The sequence below is a fragment of the Pseudomonas sp. KBN12P06040 genome (genome assembly GCF_037574965.1).
Classification (GTDB): Bacteria; Pseudomonadota; Gammaproteobacteria; order Pseudomonadales; family Pseudomonadaceae; genus Pseudomonas; species Pseudomonas aeruginosa.
This window is the reverse complement of the sequence record NZ_JBBELS010000001.1, coordinates 1,539,421-1,561,842: the sequence shown is the minus strand read 5'-3', so window position 1 is coordinate 1,561,842 and position 22,422 is coordinate 1,539,421. Positions and strand designations below refer to the sequence as shown.

The following is a 22,422-nucleotide window of genomic DNA, read 5'->3' as shown; positions in this document are numbered from 1 at the left end:
AAGCCCGCTTCCGAAGGCCCGTATGACCGACCTCTCTCAGCACACGCCAATTGTGCTGCATTACTAGGCAGGAAATCCCCGGAAGTCAGGCCAGATAAGGACATGGCTTCTCTTTCGACCCTGTGGTTCCAAGCCTCAAATGGCATTGAATGGCATAGTCTGGCGAACGAATTGCCCCATTTTTGCCCCAGAGATGCGCCACCGAGAACGTGACGAACAGTAAAGCGCCCATATCTCGCGCTTTCCGGAACGTGCAAAACCAAAACCCGGGTTAAGCAGGTTCGTCGAGCGCCTGGGGCTTGGAGCAGGATGGCCCCACTTGGACGCACTCAGACTATCTAATCAGTAAGCAGTTGATTCAGGCTAGACAGCTGACTGGTTCCATCTCGCAGCATGAAAACCTTGTCGGGCTCGCTCATGAACCAGGCGAACGAACCCCAAGCCAAGCCAGTGACGGTCTTCTTGAAGCCGGCTGATTCTCGGTCTGCATAGGCAGTGACAAAAGCCACTTGCGAGCGCTTGAAGCCGCCTTTGTCCGTTAGCTCGAACAGGGCACTCTGGCGCCGTGCCGTGATCGCACCATCGGTGGCCACAACCTCGATAAAGACAATCAAGGGATTGCTCGGCCCGAGGTCCACCAGAATTAAGTCAGGCAGGTTCTTTTGCGCCTCGATGTCGAGGCCAATACTCGAAGCCATACGCAGGTCTTGCATGGCGACCTTGTTGCTCGATTCACTGAGCCAGAGAACTGCTGGCTTCTCCAGGAACAGCTTGGAGAAAACCTCCACAACTGCCTGTGAAATCTTCGAACTAGGACCATGGGCTAGCGTACGGGTTTCACCGTTCGGGAAGTGGATCAGCACACCGTCTTTACCGGCAGCCCCCATACGCATCAACGAAATTCGCGCAAGGGCACCTTTGTTCAGGTGTTCTTCTTGCCACTTGAGAATAGCAGCCCTCAGGGGCTCGCCTTGGAGCGCAGGATCGAACAGAGCCGCCAGGTCAGTCTTAAGTGCGTAGCGTGGAACGCTTGCTGTGGTGGCAATCTCTTTATCTTCTACGACAGCGCCAACAGCTATCAGGCCCTCGCGGAGGGTCTCATCGCGAATTGGCTCGCGAGTGTTGTCTGCATACCAGCGTTCACCAGGGATTTTGAACTTCCGCTTTCGCACGTTCGTCCTGTAGCTGATGCGCGCCTCGTCACTGCCATCCGCTGCTTGCAGGTCGGTCATGCGATAGACATGCACCGGCCCTAGTCGTACCGTGGATAGCTCGACGGCACCGATATATAGCATGGTGAATACTGTGCTGGCTGACAACTCGCGAATGCAGTATGTCCGATTTGGAGTTCCTTCCGGGAAGATCAGCGGGAGCCTTTCAGCGACCAGTTCCCTTGGTACGTACGGTGGCAGCACTACATATCCCCTTCAAACAATCGACTGCATGCAGTCTCGATGGTTTCGCGGTCGGCACCGGCATCGACCAATCGTGCCAGCTCTATGAGGTCCTCGGGTGCTGGCAACGGCAACGATTCCAGTTCGTAGGCCGAGACCGCGACCGAGCCGCTGACGCAGCGGAACGCGCGATCTGCGGCCGCGCTGTTGATGAATGCCCCCAACACCTCGGCGCTAACTTGGGGCGCTTCGGTGATCGGACGAATCATGTTGATGTGGTTCTCAACGACGACACCACCATGCTTCTCCAGAAACTCGGCAGGGAGTGCCGCGGCAATCAGGCGGCGACTCTGCTCCTTGGCCGTGGTCCGTTGTAGCAGGACACAGGGCTTAGTAGTCACAAGCCAATTGTCTCCGGCTTTCAGCTCGAAGTAGGGAGCGTGATTTTTCTTGTCCGCGCGGAATACAAAACGGCCATCGGCTGTGATTGCCTCGGCCCAGATCAGTGGCAGGCGCTTGCTGCTTGGACGCTGTGCGAGCTGGCTCTTGTAACGGTTCCACACCAGCGGGCCAGTGCTCACTCCATAGCCCCAATCGGCCAGACGATGGGGCATGTGCGTCAGGCACTCGACCAAGGCGCTTTGCTCAGTCGTGCGCGGCAAGAGCCAGGGTTGCGATGGGTCCGCAGGAAGGGCGATCTCGCCCGTCTGATGGACCTCAAGCCCGTCCCTGGTGGGAGCAATCTCGGCAACGACAACCGGAGCGCTATCCGCGCCTCGACGATAGGTCGTCAGTGCAGTTTCCTGCAGCACGTCATCAAAAACGCCCTTACGGGCGGTGACGAAATCGATAGTCAGCGGCGGCGCTGAGCGCCCCAGCAAGGCCCGTAGATTTTTGAAGTAAACGCCGGCCAGGAAGGAGGTCGGAGTCACGTAGGCAATCACGCCGCCCAACTTGGTATGGCGCAGCGCCAGATCGGTGAACAGTCCATAAAGGTTGGCATGACCATACAACGAGCGCTTGTAGCGTTCGCGGGCCTCTACATCGAGCTTGGCCCGGCCATATGGAGGATTGCCAATCACCAGGTCGAAACGGTCTTTCGGCGGACTGCGACGCAGCGAGTCGCAAACTGTAACCATGACAGGCAGCTTACGCCCGGCCAGCCGGCTGATCGGCAGTACCATGGCATCCAGAGTGACCTGGCTGAGCCAAGCTCCAAAGGGATCGATCTCGTAGCCGCGCAAGCGATTACCGATGCTCTGCATCAGCAGCTTCGGGCTGCAATCCTTCTGCTCGTCCATGATCCGCCGGGCGATGGGTGCTAGGAAGGCCCCCCCGCCGCAAGCTGGATCAAGCACACGGCACTTCGCCCAGTCAACATTGGCTGCCGTTACTTGGTCGATCAGGCGAGCGGTCAGGACGGGCGGGGTGTAGAAAATACCGTACTCCCCGCGATGTTCGGCCGGGAGCATACCGGTGTAGGTCAGGCCGATCTGATAGGCGGCTGTTTCGGCATCAAAATTCGCAGCAGTACGGCCGATGGTTTCCGCGAGAGCGGCTGCGGCCTCCGGCAGCGGTTCTGTAGGGAACGACTGGAGTGGCGAGCGCAGCTCCTGGGGAACGATATCGACGCGAGTCAGGCCGCACCACCAGGCCTCGATCAGGCGAACGCCGAACGCACGGGCCAGGGCCAGTTGGTGATCCGCCGGGAAGGTAGTTGCCAAGGCACGGGCCATGACTCTGGCCGAGGCCAGTACCTGGCTCGGAGATTCCGCAGCCGTTTGGTCTGCCTGCCGTGCCTGCTTTGCCTGTGCCGTGTGAGTCATATTCCCCCCTTTTCGCGGGCCGAGATTCTACAGCATTCGGCATCCACGCCGACCGCTTTTACGCAATACTGCATGGCATAGTAACCTAGGGTGTCGCAGCGTGCGCAATAGTAGTAGAACCAAGGTATTTAGTTTTCTATCTCCACCATAAAGCCACCTAAAACACCCTCTTTTAGCAGGCTTGTTATAAGAATTGGTACAAACCTACGGCCCGGAGGGGGGGGAGCGAAAGCCGGCCAATTGGCCGGCATGACAGGCTACATCCCGACGAACAAACCGCCGAGAGTGGCAGGCTCCCAGTTCATGATCACCAACTCGCCAGTGACCTCAGCCAAGCCTTGCCGCTGGTTGGTGTTGCTGTAGCGGATATCCAGGCGCTCCATATGGAAGCCTTCGAACACCCGGCGGATATCTGGATGGTCATTGATGCTGACCATTACCTTCCCCTTGCAGCGGCGCATGAAGTCGGCCATCCGCTCGTACTCTTCGAACGGGAAGTCCACGCCGTAGCCCTCGGTCTGCCAGTACGGCGGATCCATGTAATGAAAGGTGTGCGGGCGATCGTAGCGCTCAACGCACTCAAGCCACGGCAGATTCTCAACATAGGTTCCCGCCAGCCGCTGCCATGCAGCTGACAGGTTTTCCTCGATGCGCAGGAGGTTGACGGCCGGGCCTGTTGTCGCGGTGCCGAACGTTTGCCCGCTGACCTTACCGCCGAAAGCATGGTGCTGCAGGTAGAAGAAACGAGCGGCCCTCTGAATGTCGGTCAACGTCTCTGGTCGTGTCATCTTCTGCCACTCGAATACCTGACGCGACGAGATCGCCCACTTGAACTGGCGCACGAACTCCTCGAGGTGATGCTTCACCACCCGATAGAGGCACACGACATCGCCGTTCAAGTCGTTCAGCACCTCAGTCTGAGCAGGAACTGGACGCAGAAAATACAACGCCGCACCACCGGCGAAGGCCTCGACATAGCATTCATGGGGCGGGAAGAGAGGGATGAGACGGTCGGCAAGGCGCCGCTTTCCGCCCATCCAGGGGAAAACAGGACTGGTCATATTGCAAGCCTTTACTGTATGAATAAACAGGTGTTAGGCTCCGCTCGCTTCGTGCACGAGGCAGGAGCCTGGGCTGGGCTTGCAGGGTAGGTCTGCAGGTTCAGCGACCGCGACGATGTGACAGCACCGTTGCGGTCGCTCCTTCTATTTGCACGCCGCCACGGCGGCCTTGAGTTCCTCCTCGTATCCGATCCTTTGCCGGCGTTCCGCAAGCAACGCGCGCACCTTCACTTGCAGGTCGTCGTCTCTCCGCAGCCCCGCCGTGGCCCACGCCGGCTCTGCTATATCAGGTGCACGACACGGCACCTCAATAGGCACTTCCACGCGCACCGTTCGCGGCTCAGGCTCGACTTGGCCGGCGCATCCCGCCAGCGCAACCATCACCAGCATTAGCACCACCCTCATAGACCCAGCTCCTGATCAATGACCGCATCGGCAGCCGCGCACTGCTCGCCGGCGGTCCGCTGGCTCAGCAGGTGTTGTGCCGCGGCATACTGCTCGGCGGCCTGCTGCCGGCCCCGCCCCATCGCCTGCGCGGCATCCCGGGACCGCTGTTCGCCAGCCTGACGCAGCGCGGCGACCTGCCGGACCTGCTCCGCCACTGCGTCCTCCAGGCCTCCCCTGGCGGCGCGGCAGGCGACCAGATCCGCCAGCGCAGCATCGAGCTGCGGCCGGTAGTGCCGCGCGCCGAGCCAGACACCGCCGGCGGCGCCGAGGCCGACCAGTAGCAGGCAGCCCAGCGCGACCGAGACAACACGGGACGAGATCACGACAGCACCCTCTTCGCCCGCTCCCACAGCGCCAGGCGTTCGGCGTGGCCGTTGAGCCCGCCGTTGATCCGGCGGGTGATGGCGGCGAACTCGCCCCGGTCGGCCAGACCATTGAGCCCATTCGCCGCCCACCACCAGGCGCTCGACCTGGCCGCGTGCTCGGGCTGCTCCAGCAACTCGGGCTCAGCCTCCAGCGGCAGGCCAAGGCCGGCGCCGGCAGCCCGGTAGTTCTTACGGCCGGTGATTTGCAGCAACCCTCGACCGCGGAACCGCCAGCCGTCTCCGCTGGACTCATCGCCGTTGCCGTTGCGGTTGGCGTAAGTGTTATTCGCAACGGCCTCGGGGTGCCGAGCGAGGTTCAACGCCAAAGCGTTTGGGTGTCCGTCGGCGCCGCGATATCGACTCGGCCAGGTATTCGCCAACCCCTGCGCCGAGTAATTCAGGTTCTCTACCAGCCGCGTGAGCTGGGCGCTTTCATGTCCGACCTGTGCAAGGAACGCCGCTTGCCTGGCTCCGCCCTGGATATCGAACTGCAACATGGCGCGGTTCAGCGCGGGCAGGAAGACCCCAACAACCGGGCGGCACCTCGGGAGGATGTACAGCAGTTGGCTTTCAGTGATAGGCATGTCGAACTCCAATGAAAAAGCCCGCATGCGCGGGCTTTGGGTACTAATGGATAGGTTCTGATGGCACAATGCAGCCCGCTAGGAACCGCGAGCTAGAGAGGAAGGAGAACAGTGAGCGTAAGGAACATCGCTAAACGGTACGCCGAGAAACAACTAACCGGCGCTGAAGCGCTGGCCGAACTGAAGGAAAAAGACCTCCTCGGCGACGCCCTTATGACCCTGCTGGTCGACCACTTCGAACAACGCTGGGAACGGGAACAGTCCCTGCCCGACGAGTACAGGTCAGAGGACTGGTGACCCAACCGCCCGCCTGCTCATACAGGCGGCGGGCCCTTCACGATGCTTTCCCGATGGCCACTACCTGAAGTGGCTTTTTCTGTTTCTTCTTGCCGGCGGCCTTGGCCTTGCCCTTCTTGCCGGCGTTGCACTCAACCGTCGTGCTCCAGCCAGCCTGGGTAAAGACCTGTTCCACCGACTCCACCAGGTAGGAACCATCGATTCCCGACTTAATGCCGGCGACGACTATTGTTCGTTCCGCGAAGAGATCCGTTCGCCCTGGCATTTCCAGGCGCACCCCAGCCGTGGAGCGGTTGAACGCAGCCAACCGCGCCTTGGCGGCCTGCTCAGCAGCGCTCTTGTTCGGATGGATGTGGCGGTCGGTATGCACGGGCGGAAGCCCGGCCGGAGCCTCTGCATTCGCCAGCTCGACAACCTCCAGCTTGCCCGTCTTCTTGTCCTGATACGCGGCCTTGACCGCCTTGTGCGTGGCCCGGTCACTGAACCGAAACTGAAACCGGGTGATCTCCGGCCGGGTCAGCGTGACGGTCGTCAGTGGCGCGCCGGATGCTCGCTCCCCACCTTCGCGAGGCAGTACAAGCAACTTGTCCGCCGCCACCTTGGCCGTGCAGCCGTACTGTCTGGCCAGCCGCGTGATCAGGTTAAAATCCGATTCGCCAATCTGGTCGACACGCGGAACCACCGTCTGCACCGGGCACTGGCTCTGCCAGCCGTTGCGTGCGGCAATGTCCGCCACTATCCGCGCGAGCGTCACCCCCTCCCAGCCTCCGTCGCGGATCGTCTTGCCGCTGCCGCGCATGCTGCTGGCCTTGCCGCGGATGACGATGGTATCCGGCGGGCCGGATAACTCCACCTCGTCCACGGTGTAGATGCCAATCCGGGTCAGCCCGCGCCCGTCATAGCCTATCTGGATCTCGACCGACGCCCCCCGCTCCGGCAACACCACGGCACCGTCGCGGTCGTCAATGCGCAACTCGAACTCGTCGGACTCCATTCCCGGCTTGTCGACCGTGCGCAGCAGCAACAACCGGTCGTTGATACGCGCGGTGATATCGGCCTTGTCCGCGATCACCCGAAATATCGGCTTCATTCATCCTCCAGGGTCAGCCCCACAACTGCACCTCGCCGGTCACCGGCACTTCGACCTCGGGCATGACGATCAGCAGGCCGGCCCGGAAGGGCTGCGGCTCATCGGCGAGCCACTGGTTCGCGTCGTAGACCGCCTCCACTGTCCCCACCAGATGCCCGTAATACTGGACGCAGAGCGTGTCCAGCAGATCCCCGTCAGACGTTCTGCAGATCGTCTCCATAGCGGACAAACTCCAGGCTGAATGCTTGTTTGCGAGGGGCGCCGCCTTGAACAAGGGCCGACTGCTCCTCCTCGATACTCGCCAGACACCACAGGCCGAGCACCTGGCCGTAACCCGTGGTCAGGCTGAGCGGCACCTGGCGCCGCCCGATTTCACGTAGCTGCTCGATTTGCCCCAGGCCGACCCGAACACCGAAGACAGCCCCCTTCAACGTCAGCTTGTCCTCCCCCTCCCCGACCGCCTGTTGCGCCGGCCGCCGGGTAAGTCGTTCCTGAGCAGCCCAACGAAACGCCGTCTGTCTCCGCAGCTCATCGAACGCGGCCGTGTCGAGATTGAAGTAGAACGGGCTACTGTTCACGTCCCGCGGCTGCATGACCAACAGATGCGCAAACGGCTTGGAGGCGGCCGCACTCGGCGTCATGCTCGAACGCAAGCCGGTCGGGATGATGTTGGCCAGCTTGGGACTGGCAACGCCGGCGAGCCGCCCGACCTGCCCGGTAACCTTCGACACGGCGTCGGACAACGCTCCATACCGCTGATCGAGCCCAGATAGCGCACGGGCAGCACTGCTGTAGGTATTCATGACGCCACCCACCTTTGCCTGTGCCACGCCCAGGCTGCGAGTCAGTCGCAGCGCCCGGTCGCCCAACCCGGCCGGGAAGCCGGGCAGCGTGGACAGCTCATCGGCAGCGCCCGTGAGATCGGAAACCGCACCCGTGATGGGCGCCAACATGCCGTCGACACTCCTACGCCCCTCCTCCCCGGCCCGCACCACTTGGCGCAGGCCGGATTCCATCATTTCGATATACGGCATTCACCCTCCTACACATTGGGCTCATCGAACAGGGACACCCGCTGCATCTGCCCGGCAAAGTCGGCGAGCTGCCGGCGAAGCTCTGGCATGATCGCCTGGAGCAACGCCTGGGGATCTTTCGCATCCCCCTGGACAGTGAGACTGATGTTCGGCGAGAAACTGAACTCTTGTTTCACCGGCACCGGCGCCGGTTTCGCCGGCTCCGCCACCACCGCAGTGACAGGCAGAACAGCGGGCTTCGCGGGCTCTGCCGGTGGAGACCCACCGAACAGGCCGCCGCTGCCGAACAGCGCTTTGCCGCCGGCGGCCCCCAGCTCGGAACCACCCCAGGCCCCGATCATCCCGCCGATCAGGCCACCAATCGCAGTTCCAATGATCGGAACGACAGATCCAATCGCCGCTCCCGCCGCAGCGCCGGCGAGCGTGCCACCGAGGCCGCCCAGAGCCGCGCCGTAGCCTTCGGCCTTTTCGTCTCGCGTCTCCGCGTTCACGAAGGTGTCGGCCGCCTGGAGGCCTGCACCGACAAGAGCCAGCGGTCCCGCCCCTTTGGCGAAGCGCCCAGCGCCCCGGAGCACACCCCAGGCACCGCGCCCTGCGGCGCCGAGGCGCCCACTGCGACCACCACCTGCCCGGCCGCGCCGACCAGAACCACCGCCCACATCACCACCCAAGCCGCCGGCGCCGGGGTTGGTCACGAACACACGTTGAACGATATTCGGGTTGCCCATCATCGAGCGGCCCCGGGCAATATCCATCAGTCCACGGCCAATCCTCCAGGCGTTGACGATCCCCCGGAGCACGACCAACGCGGCACCGACGCCCACGACTCCGGCAGTTACCCCAGGTGCGGCATCGGTGAGTCGAGTAAGCCCCTGGAACAATGGCCGCACGGCGTCGGCCGCCGCATCAGTCATCGGACGAATCGCGTCACCAACCGCCCGCATCCCTTCGTTCGCGGCCTGGGCGACTTCAGCCCAGCGCTGGGCTGAGGCCTCCCGACGCTCCCTCAGGTTCTGGTCCAGAATGCCTGTGACCGATGCCGATTCCCTCTTCAGCGACTCGTACAGCGCCTTGTTCTGCGTGTAGGCGGTGAGAGCCGCCTTAACCTGCATATCCGCGAAGATATCGCCGGTGCGCAGTGTCTGCTCCAGGGCCTCCATCATCGCCCTGGCCTTGGCCGGGTCCGCCTCCTTGCTGATGGCTGCGGTTGCCTCGGCCATCTTCTTGGCCTTGGCTGGATCGGTGCGCTGGATGTACTGCTGGGCCAATGCAAAGCTGGCTTCCAGCGTCGACATTCCGCTTTGCAAGCCAGTATTGAGCGAGCCTTGATAGTCGATGCCAGCCTTCTGGTAGGCTCGCACAACATCGCTGGAGCCGATCTTGGCCATCCAGTTCTTCAGGTTGTTAGCCGCCTCATCGGCACCGCCGGCGGTCTTCATTTGCACCTGAAGCATCGAGCCCAGTTGCGTGACGGCATCCATACCGAAGATCTCCAGCTTGCCCATTTCCGCGAGCAGTTGGGGAAACCATCGGGCCATGTCACTGGCCTCGAACGAGCCGGCCTGGCCCTGGAAGGCGATAGCCTCCAGTGCTTTCTCCATCACCCTGGGATCGGAGATCTTCGCGTTCTGCTGGAGCGCCTGCATCATCCTCGCGGTATCCACGCCGCCCGCGCCTTGCCCCACCACGAACTTGGCCGCGACCGGAGAGAACCCCGACGCCACGTCCAGATCCATGCCCGCGCTGACCAATTGGTTGATCACATCGGCCACTTCGTTGCGCGCCATCCCGGTGTCGCGGGAAGTGGTAATGACCGTGCGCGACAGATCCCGCTCTTCAGCGGAACCGGCCACCCCAGCCTTGATCGCGATATCCCGAACGATTGCCTGGTAGTCCGCGCTGATCTTCGTAGGCACAGCCAGAGCGGCAGTACCGGCGACCGCCTGGCCGACCGTCGAGCGCATACCGGACTTCCCGGCCTCCAGGCGAGCCATGCCGCTGGCTTGGAGCTTGATGCCCTGCGCCTCGCGGGCGGCCTGGCGGAAGGCATCGCCGAGTCGCCCCGCCTCCCTGGCGTTGTCTCGCAGCACGTTACGCAGCCGGCCCATTTCCGTTTGCTGGTCCGCCAGGCTGCGCTTGGCTTGCTGGGCTTCACGCTGCGCCACCTCGATCCGGCGCTGAATCCCCCGGACCTTTTCCGCGTCGGCCTTGTTGTCGGCCGCCGCCTGGGCTTGGCGTTGCTTGTACAGTTCGGCCGCCGCCTGAGCCTGGCCCCGCAACCGCTTCGCCTCCCCCTTGTTGCCGCCGTCGGCTTGCCGGTTGGCCTCTTGTGCGAGCTGCCACTGGAGGTAGCGCAGGCGGTCCATTTCCGTCGACTGCGTAGCCAGTCGCCGGGTCCGAGCCTGATCCGCCGCGGCCAACTCGCGATTGAGCGATGCCAGCCGGGCGGTGGCTGCTGCATGCTGAGACTCCAGCGCCGCGCCGACCCTCTGCTGCTCGCCATAGGCCCGCAAGGTGCTGCGGCGCTGTGTGTTGCCCAACTCCAACGCCGCCTTGGTCTGGGCCTTGAACAGATCCAGCTCCCGCCCTTTGGCCTGGAGCTGGTCGATACTGCCCTCGACGGTGCGGAATGCTGCATTCAGCGAACCGCTCACGGCGCCGCCGATCAGCAGCCCGAGGGAGAGTTGATTGGACGCCATAGGATTCTCTGTCGGTTGAAAGTGGCTCAGTCACTGAGCCACCAGATCATGCGAGCCAACGGCATGGCCTCGATATCGGCGACGGAGAAATGGAACTCCGCCGCCAGACGCCTGGCCATGCGCTTGTGGTGCTGAACGCTATACCCCGTCGTCCTGCACCAGGCGAAAGTAGGCGGTTTGCAAGCGCCGGTAATCGACCATGGTCAGCCCCTCCAGATCCTTTCGGCCAACCTCGGCCAGGGTCGAGAACAGGGCCAGCTCGCGCTGTGCCTCTGTCTCAGCGCCCTGCTCTTCCGACGCCAGGATGTCACGGACTGTCGGCGCGCGAAGGGTCAGCTTGTCGACCTTCACGCCGTTGACCTCGGCCGTGGAACGCAAGCTGACCGTGGCGCCGGTGGCACGCAATTCCAACCACGCGGGGGTTTTCTCTTTCATACTCACTCCTTAAATGCCCAGCGCTGCGCGCGTTTCAGCCAATTGGTCGACACCGTTGATAACCCGCAACGGCGCCAAGGGATCGATTTCGAAGACCACGCGGCCGTCGACTTCGAGCTTGTAGTAGGTGACGCCCACCGAATACTTGAATTCGGCCTTGTCGCCGGCCTTCCAGTCGCCCGGATCAACTTCCTTGAGGGTGCCGCGGATCGTCGCGACCGCCGCCGTTACCTTGCCTTTCTGCGCCTTGAAGGAGCCGCGAAAGACGCCACGGAACGCGGTGCCATCGGCCAGGCCGAAGAAGTTCAGCGCCTCGCGCCGCACCCCGTTGGTGGTGAACGACGACTCCATGCGCTCCAGCCCCATGTCCATGTCGATGGAGCCATCCATGCCGCCGGCGCGGAACTCGTCGGTCTTCACGGTGACCTTGGGCAGGGTCAACGACGGCACATCGCCCTGGAAGCTGATACCGTCGATGAACAGGTTGGTATTGGTCAGTACCTGCGGAATCATTGCCATTGCGCGCGCTCCTTATGCTGCGTCGAGGACTTCGGTCAGCCACTGGTCGGTGACTTCGACGCGGAAGTTGGGGTTCTCGGCCGGCGGAACGTCGGTGAATCGGATGTTCCAATACACTTTGCCTTGGGAGAGCTGGCTGGCCGTATTCAGGTCGGGGTCGGCGTAGACCTCGAAGTTGATGACCGCGCCCTGGTTCTTCAGGTCGCGCATGAAGGACTCCAACCCCTCGGTCACGTCAGACACATAGGTCTTGGTGATCGAGCGGTCGACCGCCCACTTGTGCCCTGCCAGGATCGCGTCCATCACGATATCCATCGTCCGCACGCGGGTGACGAATGCCCACTTCGCATCCGAAGACAAGGTGCGGTTGCCCCACAGGCGGTAGCCGTCATCGCGGATGATCGTGGTGATGTTGGCATTGTTCAGCAGGTTGGCTCGGCAGGTCGGGTCGCCGTCCAGATACTCGATGGGCCGCGTGGTGCCCGTGATCCCGACGAACTCCTTATTCGAGGGGCTGGCCCAGAATCCATACTCGGCATCGGTCCAGGCGAACAGACCCGCCACCCAGGCCGAGGCCGGAGCGTCGGTGGTGCTGCTGGTCTCGGTGTTCCAGACCTGCACCCCCGGATCGACCATGTACAGGCGCTTGCTGCCGAAGTTCGCGGCGTAGGCTATGGCGGTCTCATCATCCTTGCCCGGGCCGTCGATGATCGCGATTGCCCGCATGCGGCCGGCCAGGGCGTCCATCGCACTGGCCACTGCCTGCCGTGCGGAATGCCCAGGCGCAATCAACAGCCGCGGCTGAGCGTTGAAACGCGATTTGCCGTCCAGCAGCGCCTCCAGGCCGGTACGCTCGCCGGTACTGTTGATGCCGCCGATGATCGCGCTGGCCTGCTCTTCGGGCGTGCCCGCCGCTTCCACACCGACCGCCACGATGACAGCTTGGGCGCGCATGTAGATGGCCTCGCACGCAGCGTAGATCGGCGAACCGATCCCGAACGCCGCTGCCGCTTCCTTCTTGCTGCTGATCAGGACCGGCACGTTCGGCTTGGCGGTCGCTCCAGCTCCCGGAGTAAACACGTCACACAGACCGATGATCGAGCTGGAGGGCAAAGCAATGGTCCGCGCGCCCACGTCCACATTCGTTACCGTGACGCCATGGAAAAAGCTCATTGGTGGATCTCCTAGAATGAAAAACCCCGCACTAGGGCGGGGTTTAGTTGGTGTCTTCTTCGGCCAGCCAGGCAGGCGGCTCCGGCCTGGAGGCGGGGTCGGGGAATGCCGGGTCGTCCGGCCAATTGCGCAGGGCCTCGCGGTAGCTCATTACCTCGCGGAACTGTTCAGACGACAGGGAGGTGGCCAGCTTGCCGAGTTCGCGCTCGTCGCGATGCCGCGCCACTAGGCCATCGGTCACTATTAGTTGTGCGTCGCGCCATGCACGAGCCCGCGCGACGAGCCGCTGCTCGTCTGGCGGCGGAGGATCGACCAACATTGGAAGGCCAGAGGAATCGACGGAAATTCGCTTACCGGACTCCTGCCCGGCCAATATCCGCTCATAGAGCGCTGTACTGACCGGCACCGCATCGAGCGGCCAACCGCTGCCTTCCTCGTAGACCTTCCGCAACGAAACGGGATAGAACGCCACCGCAGACGGCGAGAAAACATAGTCACTGGAACTCATCGACCGAATGCCTCCCAGAACAATACGGATTGGAGTTGATAGCTATTTTCGAGGGTCGCCCCTGTCGTTGTCTGTCCATAGAATGCGGTGCTCGCGTCGGTGCCCGGATGGAAATAGGCGGTCTGACCAGCGAAACCGCCTAGGCATTCGTTCGGGAAAGGAATCGGAAACGTGATAGTCGCCGTCCCGTCACCCGCTACCGTCACGCGCCCCCACTGGCGGATAAATCCAGTGTCGTTATCCCGCCACCAGCCGGTGGAATAGAGCCACGCGGTCGAAGGTACACCGGCTCCAAGACTCTCCCTTGCCCCCGTGGAGTTATTCGCGCCCGTTCCCCCCAAATGTACCGGGAGAATCCCTGAAGTGATTTGGCTAGCATCGTGCGTATGCGAGACACGGGCATACACCGAGAGATCCAGATTCGCCGCGGTGTAGATTGGACTCCCGCGCCAAAGCAGATTTCCAACATCGTTCATCCCGAGGTCGCCCGCGTATACGCCGCTCCAGTGAAACCAGAGTCGCGGCGCATATTTGTAAATTCGCCCGTTCGCGCCAATCAATTCGGCTTCACGAATTTGGATGGCGGCTTGCGCGAGCCCATCGCCTGCCACCGCCGAATAGAAAATTGGACTCTGACTGTTGAATCCTGCGTTCAGCGCATCGGTAATCCCGTAGCCCGCCAACGTAGTGGGCTTGCCGCTGTTGATCTTGCTCCAATCCAAACTTGGGATATCAGCGGCGGACAACGATGCACCTGCTGTCACCAAACCTTTGGCGTTGATTGTCACCTTGGGATAGACACCGGGCACCACTCCGCTATCTGCGAGGGTCAGCGCGATGGAAATGTCCCGTGTTCCATCGAATACTGCGCTGCCTGTTGCAGCACCGCTACACGCAAGAATCCGCTCCGACGTCAGCTTCGTAGCACTCGCTGCATTACCGGTAATCGACGCCGGCAGTTGGCCCGCGCCATTGAGCCGTAGCAGCTTGTGCGGTGTTGGCTCTTCCACCGCCTCACTCTTCGCCAGGGCATCGGTGATGCCATAGCCACCCAGCGTATTGGGCTTGCCGCTGTTGATCTTGCTCCAATCCAAACTTGGGATATCAGCGGCGGACAACGATGCACCTGCTGTCACCAAACCTTTGGCGTTGATTGTCACCTTGGGATAGACACCGGGCACCACTCCGCTATCTGCGAGGGTCAGCGCGATGGAAACGTCCCGTGTTCCATCGAATACTGCGCTGCCTGTTGCAGCACCGCTACACGCAAGAACCCGCTCCGACGTCAGCTTCGTAGCGCTCGCTGCATTACCGGTAATCGACGCCGGCAGTTGGCCCGCGCCATTGAGCCGTAGCAGCTTGTGCGGTGTTGGCTCTTCCACCGCCTCACTCTTCGCCAGAGCATCGGTGATGCCATAGCCACCCAGGGTAGTAGGATTGCTGCCACTGGTTGCTCGGCCCTTCGCGTCAACAGTGAGGCTGCGGTAGGTACCAGGAGCAACCCCCGTCGGACTCAAGGATAAAGGCAGTGTAATACCGCCGCCCTGCTCTAGCGTCATCTGCCCAGTGGCATCATTGATCGCCCGAACCTCCAACAGGGCCTTATTCAGATCTGCCACCGTCGCGGTAACTACATTGGGATCGATCAGAAGGTTAACGATTTCTGCGTGGCTGACTGCGATATGCAACCGGACGGTCTGGGTTCGCCCCGCCCCCTCGCTGACCAACGGCTTGTAGCTAGGCGCACAATCCGCTACAGCGATCAGGTCGCCATCGGAATCCTCCAGTCCCAGCTCGCGCATCCACCAGCCCCCCACTTCCTGCGGCAGAATGGCTTCGGCCACTAGCACGCTAGGACTATCCTCGGCCGCTACCAACCGGTTTAGTTTGACCCGGTAGCGCTGTCGGATAAGCGCGGTTTGCGACGGACTAGGGACCGGATCAGGAGTCTCCCCGGGCGCACCGCCTCCATCACCAATCAACATATGGGTAATGTCACGCCGCAGCCCGCCAGCCGCCGCCTCGATTTGCTTGGCAGCCCCCTTGTCGGTAAGGAAGCCCCCGTATTGCTTGCTCATGGAATGAACCTCGGGAATACATCCAAGATGTCACCATCGGTTTCTACAACCGCAGTGAAGACCTGAAGCTTGGGCTCGAAGCGAATGTCGAGCCCGACGATATGGCGACTGACCGGCCGCGCGTCATCCAGCAGGCGCTCCACCTCACGATAGGTGGTTTCAGTGATACCGCCGCTGCTCACGCCAACCTCGATGGAGAACGTGCCGGGCTCGCCGGGCGGGTCGGTCTGCCACCACTCGGTCACCGTCAACAGGTAGCCAATTGGCTCGACCACCCGACGTAGCGCGCCGATAGTGCCCTTCCTCGCGTGGATCTCGAAGGCAGAGCGGATTGCTGACCGCTTTGTCGGCACCGACCATTCGTTGTCCCAGCGATCCACTGACCAGGCCCAGGCCAGCCACGGCAGGATGTGTTCCGGGCAGGTATCGGGGTTGACCAGCAGCCGCAGAGGCACGTCCGTTTCTTCATCCGTCGCGAACTCCAGGGCGCGCTCCAGCTCGGTCGCGTTGCTCGGTAGCTGACTCATGCGTCCCCCTGTACGACCTTCACGGACGTGCAGTAGGCCGCCTGAGCCTTGGTCGGCACGATATCGACCCAACCGTTCAACACCACCTTGCGAACGCCGGTGATATGCAATTGGGCGTCAATCGCCGACCGGGACACCTCGACACCCAGGCGACGGCGCGGATTGATCCAGGCGTTTATCCGACGCTGGCACTCTGCAAGGATCGCCTCGTTCTCCGACCCGACGCCTTCCATGTACACCACCGCATCGATGCTGTACGGCAGCACCTCGGCGCTCTGCACCGTCAGCCGGTCACCGACCGGCCGGATATCCTCATCACTCAGGCGGGCATAGACGGTATCGAGCAGCGCCTGGTCGGCGACGCCCTGCCCTTCGACGTGCAACACGGTAACCACCACTTCCGCCGGCCTGGGGCTTTCGGCCGTCGCATCCCCCACCAGGGCCGACGCACTGCGCGCGTGCAGTATGTAGCTGGACCGAGGCCCTGCGGTGGTCAGGCCTTCATAGGCTAGCTGTACGCGCTCCCGCAACGCGGCGTCGTCCTCCATCACCCGCTCGGTCGGCGGAAACGCCGACTCGTCGGCCTCCCGTATCACCAGGCGCTGTAGCTTGACGTTCGCCGCCAACTGGTCGAGGTCGCTACCCTCGGCATAGGCCAGCAACAACGCCTTGGCCGCTGAGTTCACCCGAGCGCGGTTCTGCATTCGACGGTAGGCCGCCTGTTCGAGAAGCTTCACCACCGGGTCGCTTTCCAGCGCCGCGTTCCACTGGTCGCCCATGTAAGCCCTGAAATCCGCCAGCTCCTCGGCATATACCGCCTCGAACTCCAACGGCTCCAGCACTTCGGGCGCCGGCAGTGAGGCCAGATCCACGGTACTCATGCGCTGACCTCCAGCATTACGGAGTCACCCAGGTACACCCCAGCCAACTCCAGATCGATCCGCCCACCCATGACCGCCACCACCCGGACACGCTCCAGGCGCAGCCAAGGTTCCCACCGGCCAAGCGCCCGCGCGACCTCGGCCTGCACGGCACTCTTCCAACCGTCGTTCACCGGCAGATCGACCAAGCGTCGCAACTTACTGCCGTACTCCGGGCGCATGCGCCGGGTGCCCAACGGGGTAGTCAGAATGTCCTCGATGGATTGCTTCAAGTGGGCCACGCCGGAAAGCGGCTGCCCGGTCCGTCGATCCAGCCCAATCATCGATCACCCCTACTTACGAACGAATTCAGCGCGAGCCACCAACCACTCGAACACCTCTTCGGTGTCGGCGACGACCTCGCTATTGCGCACCTGCACCGTCACGCCGCCGGGCATGATCAGCGTGCGCTGTCGGTAGGCCTGATCGATGAACGTCACCGGCAACTCGGGCGTCGGATGGTCTTGAACCGGCGCCTGGACGGCTTCCGCTTCTTCAGTCTTGGCTTTGGCCATTGGTCCCTCCTGAAACGACAAAGCCCGCACAAGGGCGGGCTCAGCGTTGAGTTATGTTCAGTGTGTGTGATGGTTGCTGTTGCCGGTGGTGTCCATGATCGAGCCGCCGCTGGTGATATTGCCGGTGACGTGCAGCGTACCGGCCACCGTGACCTTGCCAGCCAGCAGGATCTCGCCGGCCTGGACGGCTACCTGATCCGGGGTGACGGTGACCGAGGCGCCGCCAACGGTCGTCGTGCAGGTACCTGCCGGGAGGGTCACCGCGTAGCTCTTCGCCTGCCAGTCGTAGACCAGGGAGCCGCCATCGGGAAACCGCCAGACCTCCACGTTCGCACGGTTGTCGGGCTGGTCGCCGGCAACGCCGTACACGCCGGGAATGAACGTTCCCATGTCGGCTACGCCGCTAGGGCTGATCAGCGCACCCTGCTCGCCGAGGCTCGGCGCTCGCCAGTGCCGCGCCGTGCCGGCGGCCAGGCTATGCCAGCGCACCCAGCCACTGATCCAAGCCCCTGCCTGCACGCGCACCCGAGCGGCCGCGAGATCCACCGCAGCAACCACGCACGGCTTGATCATCGCGGCAATCATGCGGTCATGTTCCGCTGTCGCGTAGCTCATAGCGGGATATCCTCGGGCGCGAAGTAGTCCCCCTCATGACCGGGGCCGGTGTCGGGATCGATGCCGAACAGCAGTTCCTCGCCAGACTCGTCCTTCCAGGGCCACTCCTCGGCCCCTACATAGACCGTTTGCGTCCACTCCACGAGCCAGACACAGAAGGCGTCCAGCTCAGGCTTCGTGTAGTCCTCGCCGGCCTGCACGAACTCGGCTTGCGAAACATCGTCCAGATTCCATGTCTGGCCCCGCAGCAGATGGGCAAGCTGGGTTGCCAGTTGAACGGCCTTGGTGCGGTTCTCCGCGCGCTCCCGCCCTACGACGATCCGGGCTTGCACATGCAAGGTCAGTCCCACCTCGCCAGTGCCCTGGTCGGGGTCCTGGCTCGGCTCGAACTCCGACACCTCCAGCAGGATGCACGGCGCTGGCATCCGGTCCTCGATCTGCGTATCGAACGCGATAGAGCGCATACCGGCGAGCGATGCGTTCAGCTCTGCCTCAATCGCTCGGTAGAAGTCGAGCAGCACGAAGTCAGCCACGCGCGCCTCCCTTGGTCAGCTTGTGCAGTTCGTAGGCAAGTTCGCGCTGGGCGAACTCAAGCAGTTTCTGGTCGGCCCGCTTGGCCCAGGCATCGAACAGCGGACGCACGTCGTCCAGCAGCACCTTTGCCTTGGCCAAGGGAAAGCGGCCGTACATGTCCGCGTCCATCGAACCGCGGCGACCGTAGGCCATCGATCGAACGTCGCTGGCCGGGTAATCGCTCGGGTCGAAGTGCGGGCTGGCCGTTCGAATCCAGATATCTGGCTCGCCCCCGTACACACGGGCATAGAAGGCCCCGCGATAGGTTCGCCCGGCCACCGTCACCCCCGCCTTTCCCTGACGAGGCCGACCGATTCGGCTGGCCTCGATGGGGTTGATGCCAAACCAGAGCTTGCCCTGGGTACCCGAGCCACGCACCGGATACGCGATCAGCCGCTGCCGCACCGCCCGAACCGCTATGCGCTCCTTCTGGCCGACCGCCCTGGCGATATGCGTCCGCAGCCAACCGAGCGTCTTGTTGATCGCCCGGCGCTGCGCGTTCATCGCCGCCTTCGGGTACGCCGCCGCCAGAGTCGAGAAGGCCGCCATATCGGCGGCCTTCGGCTGGACGTTCAGCGTACCGCCTCGCGCGGTCACCCGATGGGTGGTACCGATAGCCATCAGTCCCTCCTCAGCAGCAGCGCGACCAGGCCGGTGCCATCAGGCTCCCGCCGCACGACGATATAGGCGCCGCCGTCTGGCGGAGGGAGATCCACGACGATTCCCTGCCCGACCTCCACGCTCGCCGCATCGCTGGCCAGAACGGTGAACCGCGGCTCACGCAATGGAAGCGGCGCGGTACCCATGCGCGGAGCTTGCCATGGGGCGGTAAACTCCCCCAGCACAGGCTCTGCCCGCCCTTCGAAATGGGCAGGGTCGCCCAGCTCATCGAACAGCAGCGCATCGAGATCAGCGAATCGCTCATGAAAGCGCATGGCTATTCGCCGTCCTCGCCGCTCTGCGCTTGGGCGTGGTCCTTGGCCAGGCCGATAACGCCCGCAGCCAGCAACTCCTCCCGCAGCTCCGCGCTGGCCGGTTCGTAGGGATCGCCCTTCCGATAGATATCGCGCCCGTCCTGCACGCAACCGCTAATGACGATGTACTTCGACTTTGCGGCGGCCATGTCACACCACCTTCGCGAACAGGAAGGCATCCGGCTCCAGCAGGCCGGACAGCGCAGCAGCCTGGAGCTTCACCCAGCGAACGCTCGGCTCCTTGGTCGTCCAGCTCTTCGGGAAGCGCGACGCCTCGACCAGGCCACTCTCGATGGCGTCGAGATCCTGAATCGCCCCGTACAACATCGCGTTACGGGTGTTGGTCGAGCCCAGGATGATGCCACCCGCCGAGATCATCGGCTGCTCCTCCTCGTCGCCATCGTCGGGCACGAACCACTCATCGTAGCCGTAGAGATCCAACCCCGGATCGTTGAGATAGCCGAGGTACGTAACGCCATCAGGCAGTTCCTCGGGGTTGATCATGCCCAGGTCGACGCGACGGGTGTTCAGCTTTTTCATGACGCTTTCGTCGTTCTGGAACGCGTCCAGGGCCTCGCCGCTGAACACCGACACGTTCGCTGTGCGCCCGGAATCCTTGGCAATGCGGCGCTTCCAAGTCCGCAGATTGCCAATCGGGTCGGCGACACTGGTCCCCCACTTGCCGGTGGCAAGCGTCACCTTGTGGGTATCTTCCATCTGGAAGTCGATAACATCATCTACGCCCTCGCCCTTCACGTTGAGACGGCCGCCGCTGAGCACCTGAGCACACATCCACTCTTCACGACGGGTAATCTCGTCGTCGAGATCCGCCAGATCCTTGCCCAATTGCTCGCCGGCCCGCTGGAGCGCGGACTTGGTAGCGAACGGGTTTTCGCCAGGCGAACGTTTCAGGATCAGCTCCGCGGTGGTCTCACGCTTGGGCTGGATGTACGGCGGCTTGTAGGTGGTGCTCCGGTAGCCGGAGCGCAGCGACAGGCTCCCCGGTAGGCGGGGATGCACGAACGGAGCCATCTTGCGGGTGCCCTTCACGATATCGATATCCACCGCAGTGGTACCGAAGGTCACCGGGTTGGCGCCATTGAAGAACAGGTCACGCAGGAAGGTACGCGGCCGCACCATCTGCTCCACCGCATCGAGCATCGTGCGGCAGTCGAAAATATCGGTCATCTGGTTGAACTCCTATCAGCGAACGAAGAGGCAGAACGGGCGCAGAGCATCGACCAGGCTGTCACGCCCGTGGCCCTCGCCTACGGTGAGCGCGCCGAAACGCACATCGCCGGTCAGTTGCAGCGGCGCGACCTTGGCACCTGCCGAGGTATCGACGGCCTCCAGCAGAACCGCGCTCGGCGCCTGGGAGCCATCGTCGGCGGCAGCCACCGACAGCTTGTACTCCTTCGAAGCAGTGACCCGGCCCAGCACCGCGCCGCGCTTGAGTACCTGGCCGGCAGCGATCACACCGGAGCCGGTGGCAATGGGGAAATCACCGGCCGCCAATTGGTCCGGGACGTAGGTATTGCGTTGAACTTCGTACATGGCGGATCTCCTTTTAGCGGCGCTTGGCACCGTTCACGATGGCGGATACCGCAGCGCCACGCTCCTTGCTGGCCGCGTCGTCGCCAGCCGGCGTGGAGGCCGAGGCCCCGGTGGAGTCGGCAACGATTCCGGCGAGGGTAATGCCGCGATCAGAGGCCGCCTGGAGCAGTTGCAGGGCGGTCGCTTCGACACTGGTACCGGCTTCGATGGCAGCAGCCACCTCCTTCTCGAAGCCCTTGCTGGCCAGTGCGCTGATGCCCTGAATACGCTTGCGCTCAGCGACAGCCGCGTCGGTACGGGCCGCCTGGATCTCCTCGGCGCCGGCACTGGCCACTTCGATGGTGTTCGGGTCGATGCCGCTGGCCAGCGCCTCGCGCAGCTCCGCCGTGGTCTTCACGACTTTCATACTTGCTTTCCTCGGTTGGGTTGCGGCCGGTTTGGCCAGTTCAGTGATCAGGGCTTCCAGGCTGCCAAGTCGGTGCGCGAGGCCGGCTTTCACCGCCGCGGCGCCGACCAGAAGGCCGCCGTAGTCACCCATTTCCGGGATACGTTCAGCAGCCACGCCGAGATTGCGGGCCACCTTGTTCTCGAAGACTTCAGCCAGGGCATCGACGGTCTCGCCGATCTTCTTGCGCCCTTCTTCGGTGGTGACGTCAGGCCGCTTGTTCGGGGCGTTGCGACTGACCACCTGGTAGCGCTTCGGCTTGTCCGGTCCATCGGGCTGAACCACCGCTTCAACGATGACGCCGATGCTCCCGGCCATCGCCGTCTCGTCGACAACGATTTCCTCGGCAGCACTTCCGATCCAGTACGCAGCGCTTGCCAGGTAGCCACCGGCATAGGTAACGATCCGCTTGCGCTTGCGCCCCTCGTACACCAGCTCGGCCAGCTCGTTGATGCCGGATGCCACACCGCCCGGGCTATCGATGTTCAGTACGATGCTGCGGACTGCCGGGTCGTCGAGCGCCCGCTGAATGTCCGTGGCCAGCACCTGGGTGCTGGTGGCTCCGCTGATCTCGGTAAACAGGTTCGCGTAACGGAAGATTGGGCCGGTCACAGGCACGATGGCCACGCCGTTGCGAACAGTCACCGTGCGGGCCTTGTTCAGGCGCTCGCCTTCGCGGGTCACCAGCGCTTGGGGGTCACCCATTCGCTCAGCGATGGCCAGCAGGTTCTCCAGATGCTCGGGCAGCATTAGCCAGGGCTGCGATGCAGCCAGCTCGAATGCGCGCAT

The 22,422-nt window shown here is 63.0% G+C and carries 28 protein-coding genes; 1 reads left to right on the top strand and 27 read right to left on the bottom strand.

Features of this window, described 5'->3' with window-relative positions:
- Positions 1-338: 338 nt before the first annotated feature.
- The 6 genes from VQ067_RS07395 to VQ067_RS07370 all read right to left on the bottom strand — a co-directional run bounded on the left by VQ067_RS07395 (position 339) and on the right by VQ067_RS07370 (position 5,677).
- Positions 339-1,415 carry a BsuBI/PstI family type II restriction endonuclease gene (locus VQ067_RS07395; RefSeq protein WP_034011833.1) on the bottom strand — a complete coding sequence of 359 codons (1,077 nt, stop codon included), beginning with the start codon at positions 1,413-1,415 and terminating at the stop codon, positions 339-341.
- A complete protein-coding gene (locus VQ067_RS07390) occupies positions 1,415-3,220 on the bottom strand; it encodes an HsdM family class I SAM-dependent methyltransferase (protein ID WP_034011836.1) in 1,806 nt (601 codons plus the stop codon). Before VQ067_RS07390 ends, VQ067_RS07395 begins: the two co-directional genes overlap by 1 nt.
- A gap of 257 nt (positions 3,221-3,477) precedes the next feature.
- Entirely contained in the window at positions 3,478-4,281 is an 804-nt protein-coding gene (locus tag VQ067_RS07385) for a DNA adenine methylase (RefSeq protein WP_060853383.1), read from the bottom strand.
- Positions 4,282-4,425: 144 nt separating this feature from the next.
- Positions 4,426-4,686, bottom strand: a complete 261-nt coding sequence (locus tag VQ067_RS07380) for a hypothetical protein (protein ID WP_060853382.1) — start codon at positions 4,684-4,686, stop codon at positions 4,426-4,428.
- The gene (locus VQ067_RS07375) at positions 4,683-5,051 is read right to left on the bottom strand and encodes a hypothetical protein (RefSeq protein WP_079392378.1); all 369 of its coding nucleotides are present in this window, start codon (positions 5,049-5,051) and stop codon (positions 4,683-4,685) included. Before VQ067_RS07375 ends, VQ067_RS07380 begins: the two co-directional genes overlap by 4 nt.
- On the bottom strand, positions 5,048-5,677 hold the full coding sequence (locus tag VQ067_RS07370) for a glycoside hydrolase family 19 protein (protein WP_034012935.1): 630 nt from the start codon (positions 5,675-5,677) through the stop codon (positions 5,048-5,050). Before VQ067_RS07370 ends, VQ067_RS07375 begins: the two co-directional genes overlap by 4 nt.
- 111 nt (positions 5,678-5,788) lie before the next feature.
- Here VQ067_RS07370 and VQ067_RS07365 point away from each other — a divergent pair, with 111 nt between their 5' ends.
- The gene (locus VQ067_RS07365; RefSeq protein WP_014603877.1) at positions 5,789-5,974 is read left to right on the top strand and encodes a hypothetical protein; all 186 of its coding nucleotides are present in this window, start codon (positions 5,789-5,791) and stop codon (positions 5,972-5,974) included.
- Between the two features lie 37 nt (positions 5,975-6,011).
- Here the strand turns inward: VQ067_RS07365 and VQ067_RS07360 are convergent, their stop codons facing one another.
- From VQ067_RS07360 to VQ067_RS07260, 21 genes are all read right to left on the bottom strand, one after another.
- Positions 6,012-7,064 carry a phage late control D family protein gene (locus VQ067_RS07360; protein ID WP_034012936.1) on the bottom strand — a complete coding sequence of 351 codons (1,053 nt, stop codon included), beginning with the start codon at positions 7,062-7,064 and terminating at the stop codon, positions 6,012-6,014.
- Positions 7,065-7,077: 13 nt separating this feature from the next.
- On the bottom strand, positions 7,078-7,284 hold the full coding sequence (locus VQ067_RS07355; protein ID WP_015649042.1) for a tail protein X: 207 nt from the start codon (positions 7,282-7,284) through the stop codon (positions 7,078-7,080).
- Positions 7,259-8,098 (bottom strand): phage tail protein, encoded by an 840-nt coding sequence (locus VQ067_RS07350; protein ID WP_014603880.1) that lies wholly within the window; start codon positions 8,096-8,098, stop codon positions 7,259-7,261. Before VQ067_RS07350 ends, VQ067_RS07355 begins: the two co-directional genes overlap by 26 nt.
- An 8-nt stretch (positions 8,099-8,106) precedes the next feature.
- Positions 8,107-10,797, bottom strand: a complete 2,691-nt coding sequence (locus tag VQ067_RS07345) for a phage tail tape measure protein (RefSeq protein ID WP_034012938.1) — start codon at positions 10,795-10,797, stop codon at positions 8,107-8,109.
- 138 nt (positions 10,798-10,935) lie between these two features.
- Entirely contained in the window at positions 10,936-11,232 is a 297-nt protein-coding gene (locus VQ067_RS07340; RefSeq protein WP_014603883.1) for a phage tail assembly protein, read from the bottom strand.
- A gap of 9 nt (positions 11,233-11,241) precedes the next feature.
- Positions 11,242-11,751: a phage major tail tube protein gene (locus tag VQ067_RS07335; RefSeq protein WP_033964226.1), complete on the bottom strand. Its 510-nt coding sequence runs from the start codon at positions 11,749-11,751 to the stop codon at positions 11,242-11,244.
- A 12-nt stretch (positions 11,752-11,763) separates the two neighbouring features.
- Complete coding sequence (locus VQ067_RS07330) at positions 11,764-12,924, bottom strand: phage tail sheath subtilisin-like domain-containing protein (RefSeq protein WP_023107128.1); 1,161 nt, start codon at positions 12,922-12,924, stop codon at positions 11,764-11,766.
- Positions 12,925-12,967: 43 nt separating this feature from the next.
- Positions 12,968-13,432 carry a hypothetical protein gene (locus tag VQ067_RS07325; RefSeq protein WP_034002913.1) on the bottom strand — a complete coding sequence of 155 codons (465 nt, stop codon included), beginning with the start codon at positions 13,430-13,432 and terminating at the stop codon, positions 12,968-12,970.
- A complete protein-coding gene (locus VQ067_RS07320) occupies positions 13,429-15,510 on the bottom strand; it encodes a phage tail-collar fiber domain-containing protein (protein WP_033964221.1) in 2,082 nt (693 codons plus the stop codon). Before VQ067_RS07320 ends, VQ067_RS07325 begins: the two co-directional genes overlap by 4 nt.
- Positions 15,507-16,037 carry a phage tail protein I gene (locus tag VQ067_RS07315; RefSeq protein WP_033964219.1) on the bottom strand — a complete coding sequence of 177 codons (531 nt, stop codon included), beginning with the start codon at positions 16,035-16,037 and terminating at the stop codon, positions 15,507-15,509. Before VQ067_RS07315 ends, VQ067_RS07320 begins: the two co-directional genes overlap by 4 nt.
- Complete coding sequence (locus tag VQ067_RS07310) at positions 16,034-16,918, bottom strand: baseplate assembly protein (RefSeq protein WP_033964218.1); 885 nt, start codon at positions 16,916-16,918, stop codon at positions 16,034-16,036. The genes VQ067_RS07315 and VQ067_RS07310 overlap by 4 nt, the downstream gene beginning before the upstream one ends.
- A complete protein-coding gene (locus tag VQ067_RS07305) occupies positions 16,915-17,241 on the bottom strand; it encodes a GPW/gp25 family protein (protein ID WP_340080811.1) in 327 nt (108 codons plus the stop codon). The genes VQ067_RS07310 and VQ067_RS07305 overlap by 4 nt, the downstream gene beginning before the upstream one ends.
- 9 nt (positions 17,242-17,250) lie before the next feature.
- On the bottom strand, positions 17,251-17,472 hold the full coding sequence (locus VQ067_RS07300) for a hypothetical protein (RefSeq protein WP_014603891.1): 222 nt from the start codon (positions 17,470-17,472) through the stop codon (positions 17,251-17,253).
- A 57-nt stretch (positions 17,473-17,529) separates the two neighbouring features.
- Entirely contained in the window at positions 17,530-18,087 is a 558-nt protein-coding gene (locus VQ067_RS07295) for a phage baseplate assembly protein V (RefSeq protein WP_034011753.1), read from the bottom strand.
- Complete coding sequence (locus VQ067_RS07290; protein WP_033964215.1) at positions 18,084-18,620, bottom strand: hypothetical protein; 537 nt, start codon at positions 18,618-18,620, stop codon at positions 18,084-18,086. The genes VQ067_RS07295 and VQ067_RS07290 overlap by 4 nt, the downstream gene beginning before the upstream one ends.
- Positions 18,613-19,281, bottom strand: a complete 669-nt coding sequence (locus VQ067_RS07285) for a hypothetical protein (RefSeq protein WP_014603894.1) — start codon at positions 19,279-19,281, stop codon at positions 18,613-18,615. Before VQ067_RS07285 ends, VQ067_RS07290 begins: the two co-directional genes overlap by 8 nt.
- The gene (locus tag VQ067_RS07280) at positions 19,281-19,595 is read right to left on the bottom strand and encodes a head-tail joining protein (RefSeq protein ID WP_015649052.1); all 315 of its coding nucleotides are present in this window, start codon (positions 19,593-19,595) and stop codon (positions 19,281-19,283) included. Before VQ067_RS07280 ends, VQ067_RS07285 begins: the two co-directional genes overlap by 1 nt.
- A gap of 2 nt (positions 19,596-19,597) precedes the next feature.
- The gene (locus VQ067_RS07275) at positions 19,598-19,783 is read right to left on the bottom strand and encodes a hypothetical protein (RefSeq protein ID WP_014603895.1); all 186 of its coding nucleotides are present in this window, start codon (positions 19,781-19,783) and stop codon (positions 19,598-19,600) included.
- A gap of 1 nt (position 19,784) precedes the next feature.
- A complete protein-coding gene (locus VQ067_RS07270; RefSeq protein WP_340080810.1) occupies positions 19,785-20,822 on the bottom strand; it encodes a major capsid protein in 1,038 nt (345 codons plus the stop codon).
- 15 nt (positions 20,823-20,837) lie between these two features.
- Positions 20,838-21,188: a head decoration protein gene (locus VQ067_RS07265; protein ID WP_014603897.1), complete on the bottom strand. Its 351-nt coding sequence runs from the start codon at positions 21,186-21,188 to the stop codon at positions 20,838-20,840.
- Positions 21,189-21,201: 13 nt separating this feature from the next.
- The gene (locus tag VQ067_RS07260; RefSeq protein ID WP_033964211.1) at positions 21,202-22,422 is read right to left on the bottom strand and encodes a S49 family peptidase; all 1,221 of its coding nucleotides are present in this window, start codon (positions 22,420-22,422) and stop codon (positions 21,202-21,204) included.

What these genes read in the sequence shown, in the direction of transcription:
- VQ067_RS07390 (WP_034011836.1), bottom strand. Translation starts at nt 3,220, where the DNA reads ATGACTCACACGGCACAGGCAAAGCAGGCACGGCAGGCAGACCAAACG.
- VQ067_RS07385 (WP_060853383.1), bottom strand. Translation starts at nt 4,281, where the DNA reads ATGACCAGTCCTGTTTTCCCCTGGATGGGCGGAAAGCGGCGCCTTGCC.
- VQ067_RS07380 (WP_060853382.1), bottom strand. Translation starts at nt 4,686, where the DNA reads ATGAGGGTGGTGCTAATGCTGGTGATGGTTGCGCTGGCGGGATGCGCC.
- VQ067_RS07370 (WP_034012935.1), bottom strand. Translation starts at nt 5,677, where the DNA reads ATGCCTATCACTGAAAGCCAACTGCTGTACATCCTCCCGAGGTGCCGC.
- VQ067_RS07360 (WP_034012936.1), bottom strand. Translation starts at nt 7,064, where the DNA reads ATGAAGCCGATATTTCGGGTGATCGCGGACAAGGCCGATATCACCGCG.
- VQ067_RS07355 (WP_015649042.1), bottom strand. Translation starts at nt 7,284, where the DNA reads ATGGAGACGATCTGCAGAACGTCTGACGGGGATCTGCTGGACACGCTC.
- VQ067_RS07350 (WP_014603880.1), bottom strand. Translation starts at nt 8,098, where the DNA reads ATGCCGTATATCGAAATGATGGAATCCGGCCTGCGCCAAGTGGTGCGG.
- VQ067_RS07345 (WP_034012938.1), bottom strand. Translation starts at nt 10,797, where the DNA reads ATGGCGTCCAATCAACTCTCCCTCGGGCTGCTGATCGGCGGCGCCGTG.
- VQ067_RS07340 (WP_014603883.1), bottom strand. Translation starts at nt 11,232, where the DNA reads ATGAAAGAGAAAACCCCCGCGTGGTTGGAATTGCGTGCCACCGGCGCC.
- VQ067_RS07335 (WP_033964226.1), bottom strand. Translation starts at nt 11,751, where the DNA reads ATGGCAATGATTCCGCAGGTACTGACCAATACCAACCTGTTCATCGAC.
- VQ067_RS07330 (WP_023107128.1), bottom strand. Translation starts at nt 12,924, where the DNA reads ATGAGCTTTTTCCATGGCGTCACGGTAACGAATGTGGACGTGGGCGCG.
- VQ067_RS07325 (WP_034002913.1), bottom strand. Translation starts at nt 13,432, where the DNA reads ATGAGTTCCAGTGACTATGTTTTCTCGCCGTCTGCGGTGGCGTTCTAT.
- VQ067_RS07320 (WP_033964221.1), bottom strand. Translation starts at nt 15,510, where the DNA reads ATGAGCAAGCAATACGGGGGCTTCCTTACCGACAAGGGGGCTGCCAAG.
- VQ067_RS07315 (WP_033964219.1), bottom strand. Translation starts at nt 16,037, where the DNA reads ATGAGTCAGCTACCGAGCAACGCGACCGAGCTGGAGCGCGCCCTGGAG.
- VQ067_RS07310 (WP_033964218.1), bottom strand. Translation starts at nt 16,918, where the DNA reads ATGAGTACCGTGGATCTGGCCTCACTGCCGGCGCCCGAAGTGCTGGAG.
- VQ067_RS07305 (WP_340080811.1), bottom strand. Translation starts at nt 17,241, where the DNA reads ATGATTGGGCTGGATCGACGGACCGGGCAGCCGCTTTCCGGCGTGGCC.
- VQ067_RS07300 (WP_014603891.1), bottom strand. Translation starts at nt 17,472, where the DNA reads ATGGCCAAAGCCAAGACTGAAGAAGCGGAAGCCGTCCAGGCGCCGGTT.
- VQ067_RS07295 (WP_034011753.1), bottom strand. Translation starts at nt 18,087, where the DNA reads ATGAGCTACGCGACAGCGGAACATGACCGCATGATTGCCGCGATGATC.
- VQ067_RS07285 (WP_014603894.1), bottom strand. Translation starts at nt 19,281, where the DNA reads ATGGCTATCGGTACCACCCATCGGGTGACCGCGCGAGGCGGTACGCTG.
- VQ067_RS07280 (WP_015649052.1), bottom strand. Translation starts at nt 19,595, where the DNA reads ATGCGCTTTCATGAGCGATTCGCTGATCTCGATGCGCTGCTGTTCGAT.
- VQ067_RS07275 (WP_014603895.1), bottom strand. Translation starts at nt 19,783, where the DNA reads ATGGCCGCCGCAAAGTCGAAGTACATCGTCATTAGCGGTTGCGTGCAG.
- VQ067_RS07270 (WP_340080810.1), bottom strand. Translation starts at nt 20,822, where the DNA reads ATGACCGATATTTTCGACTGCCGCACGATGCTCGATGCGGTGGAGCAG.
- VQ067_RS07265 (WP_014603897.1), bottom strand. Translation starts at nt 21,188, where the DNA reads ATGTACGAAGTTCAACGCAATACCTACGTCCCGGACCAATTGGCGGCC.
- VQ067_RS07260 (WP_033964211.1), bottom strand. Translation starts at nt 22,422, where the DNA reads ATGCGCGCATTCGAGCTGGCTGCATCGCAGCCCTGGCTAATGCTGCCC.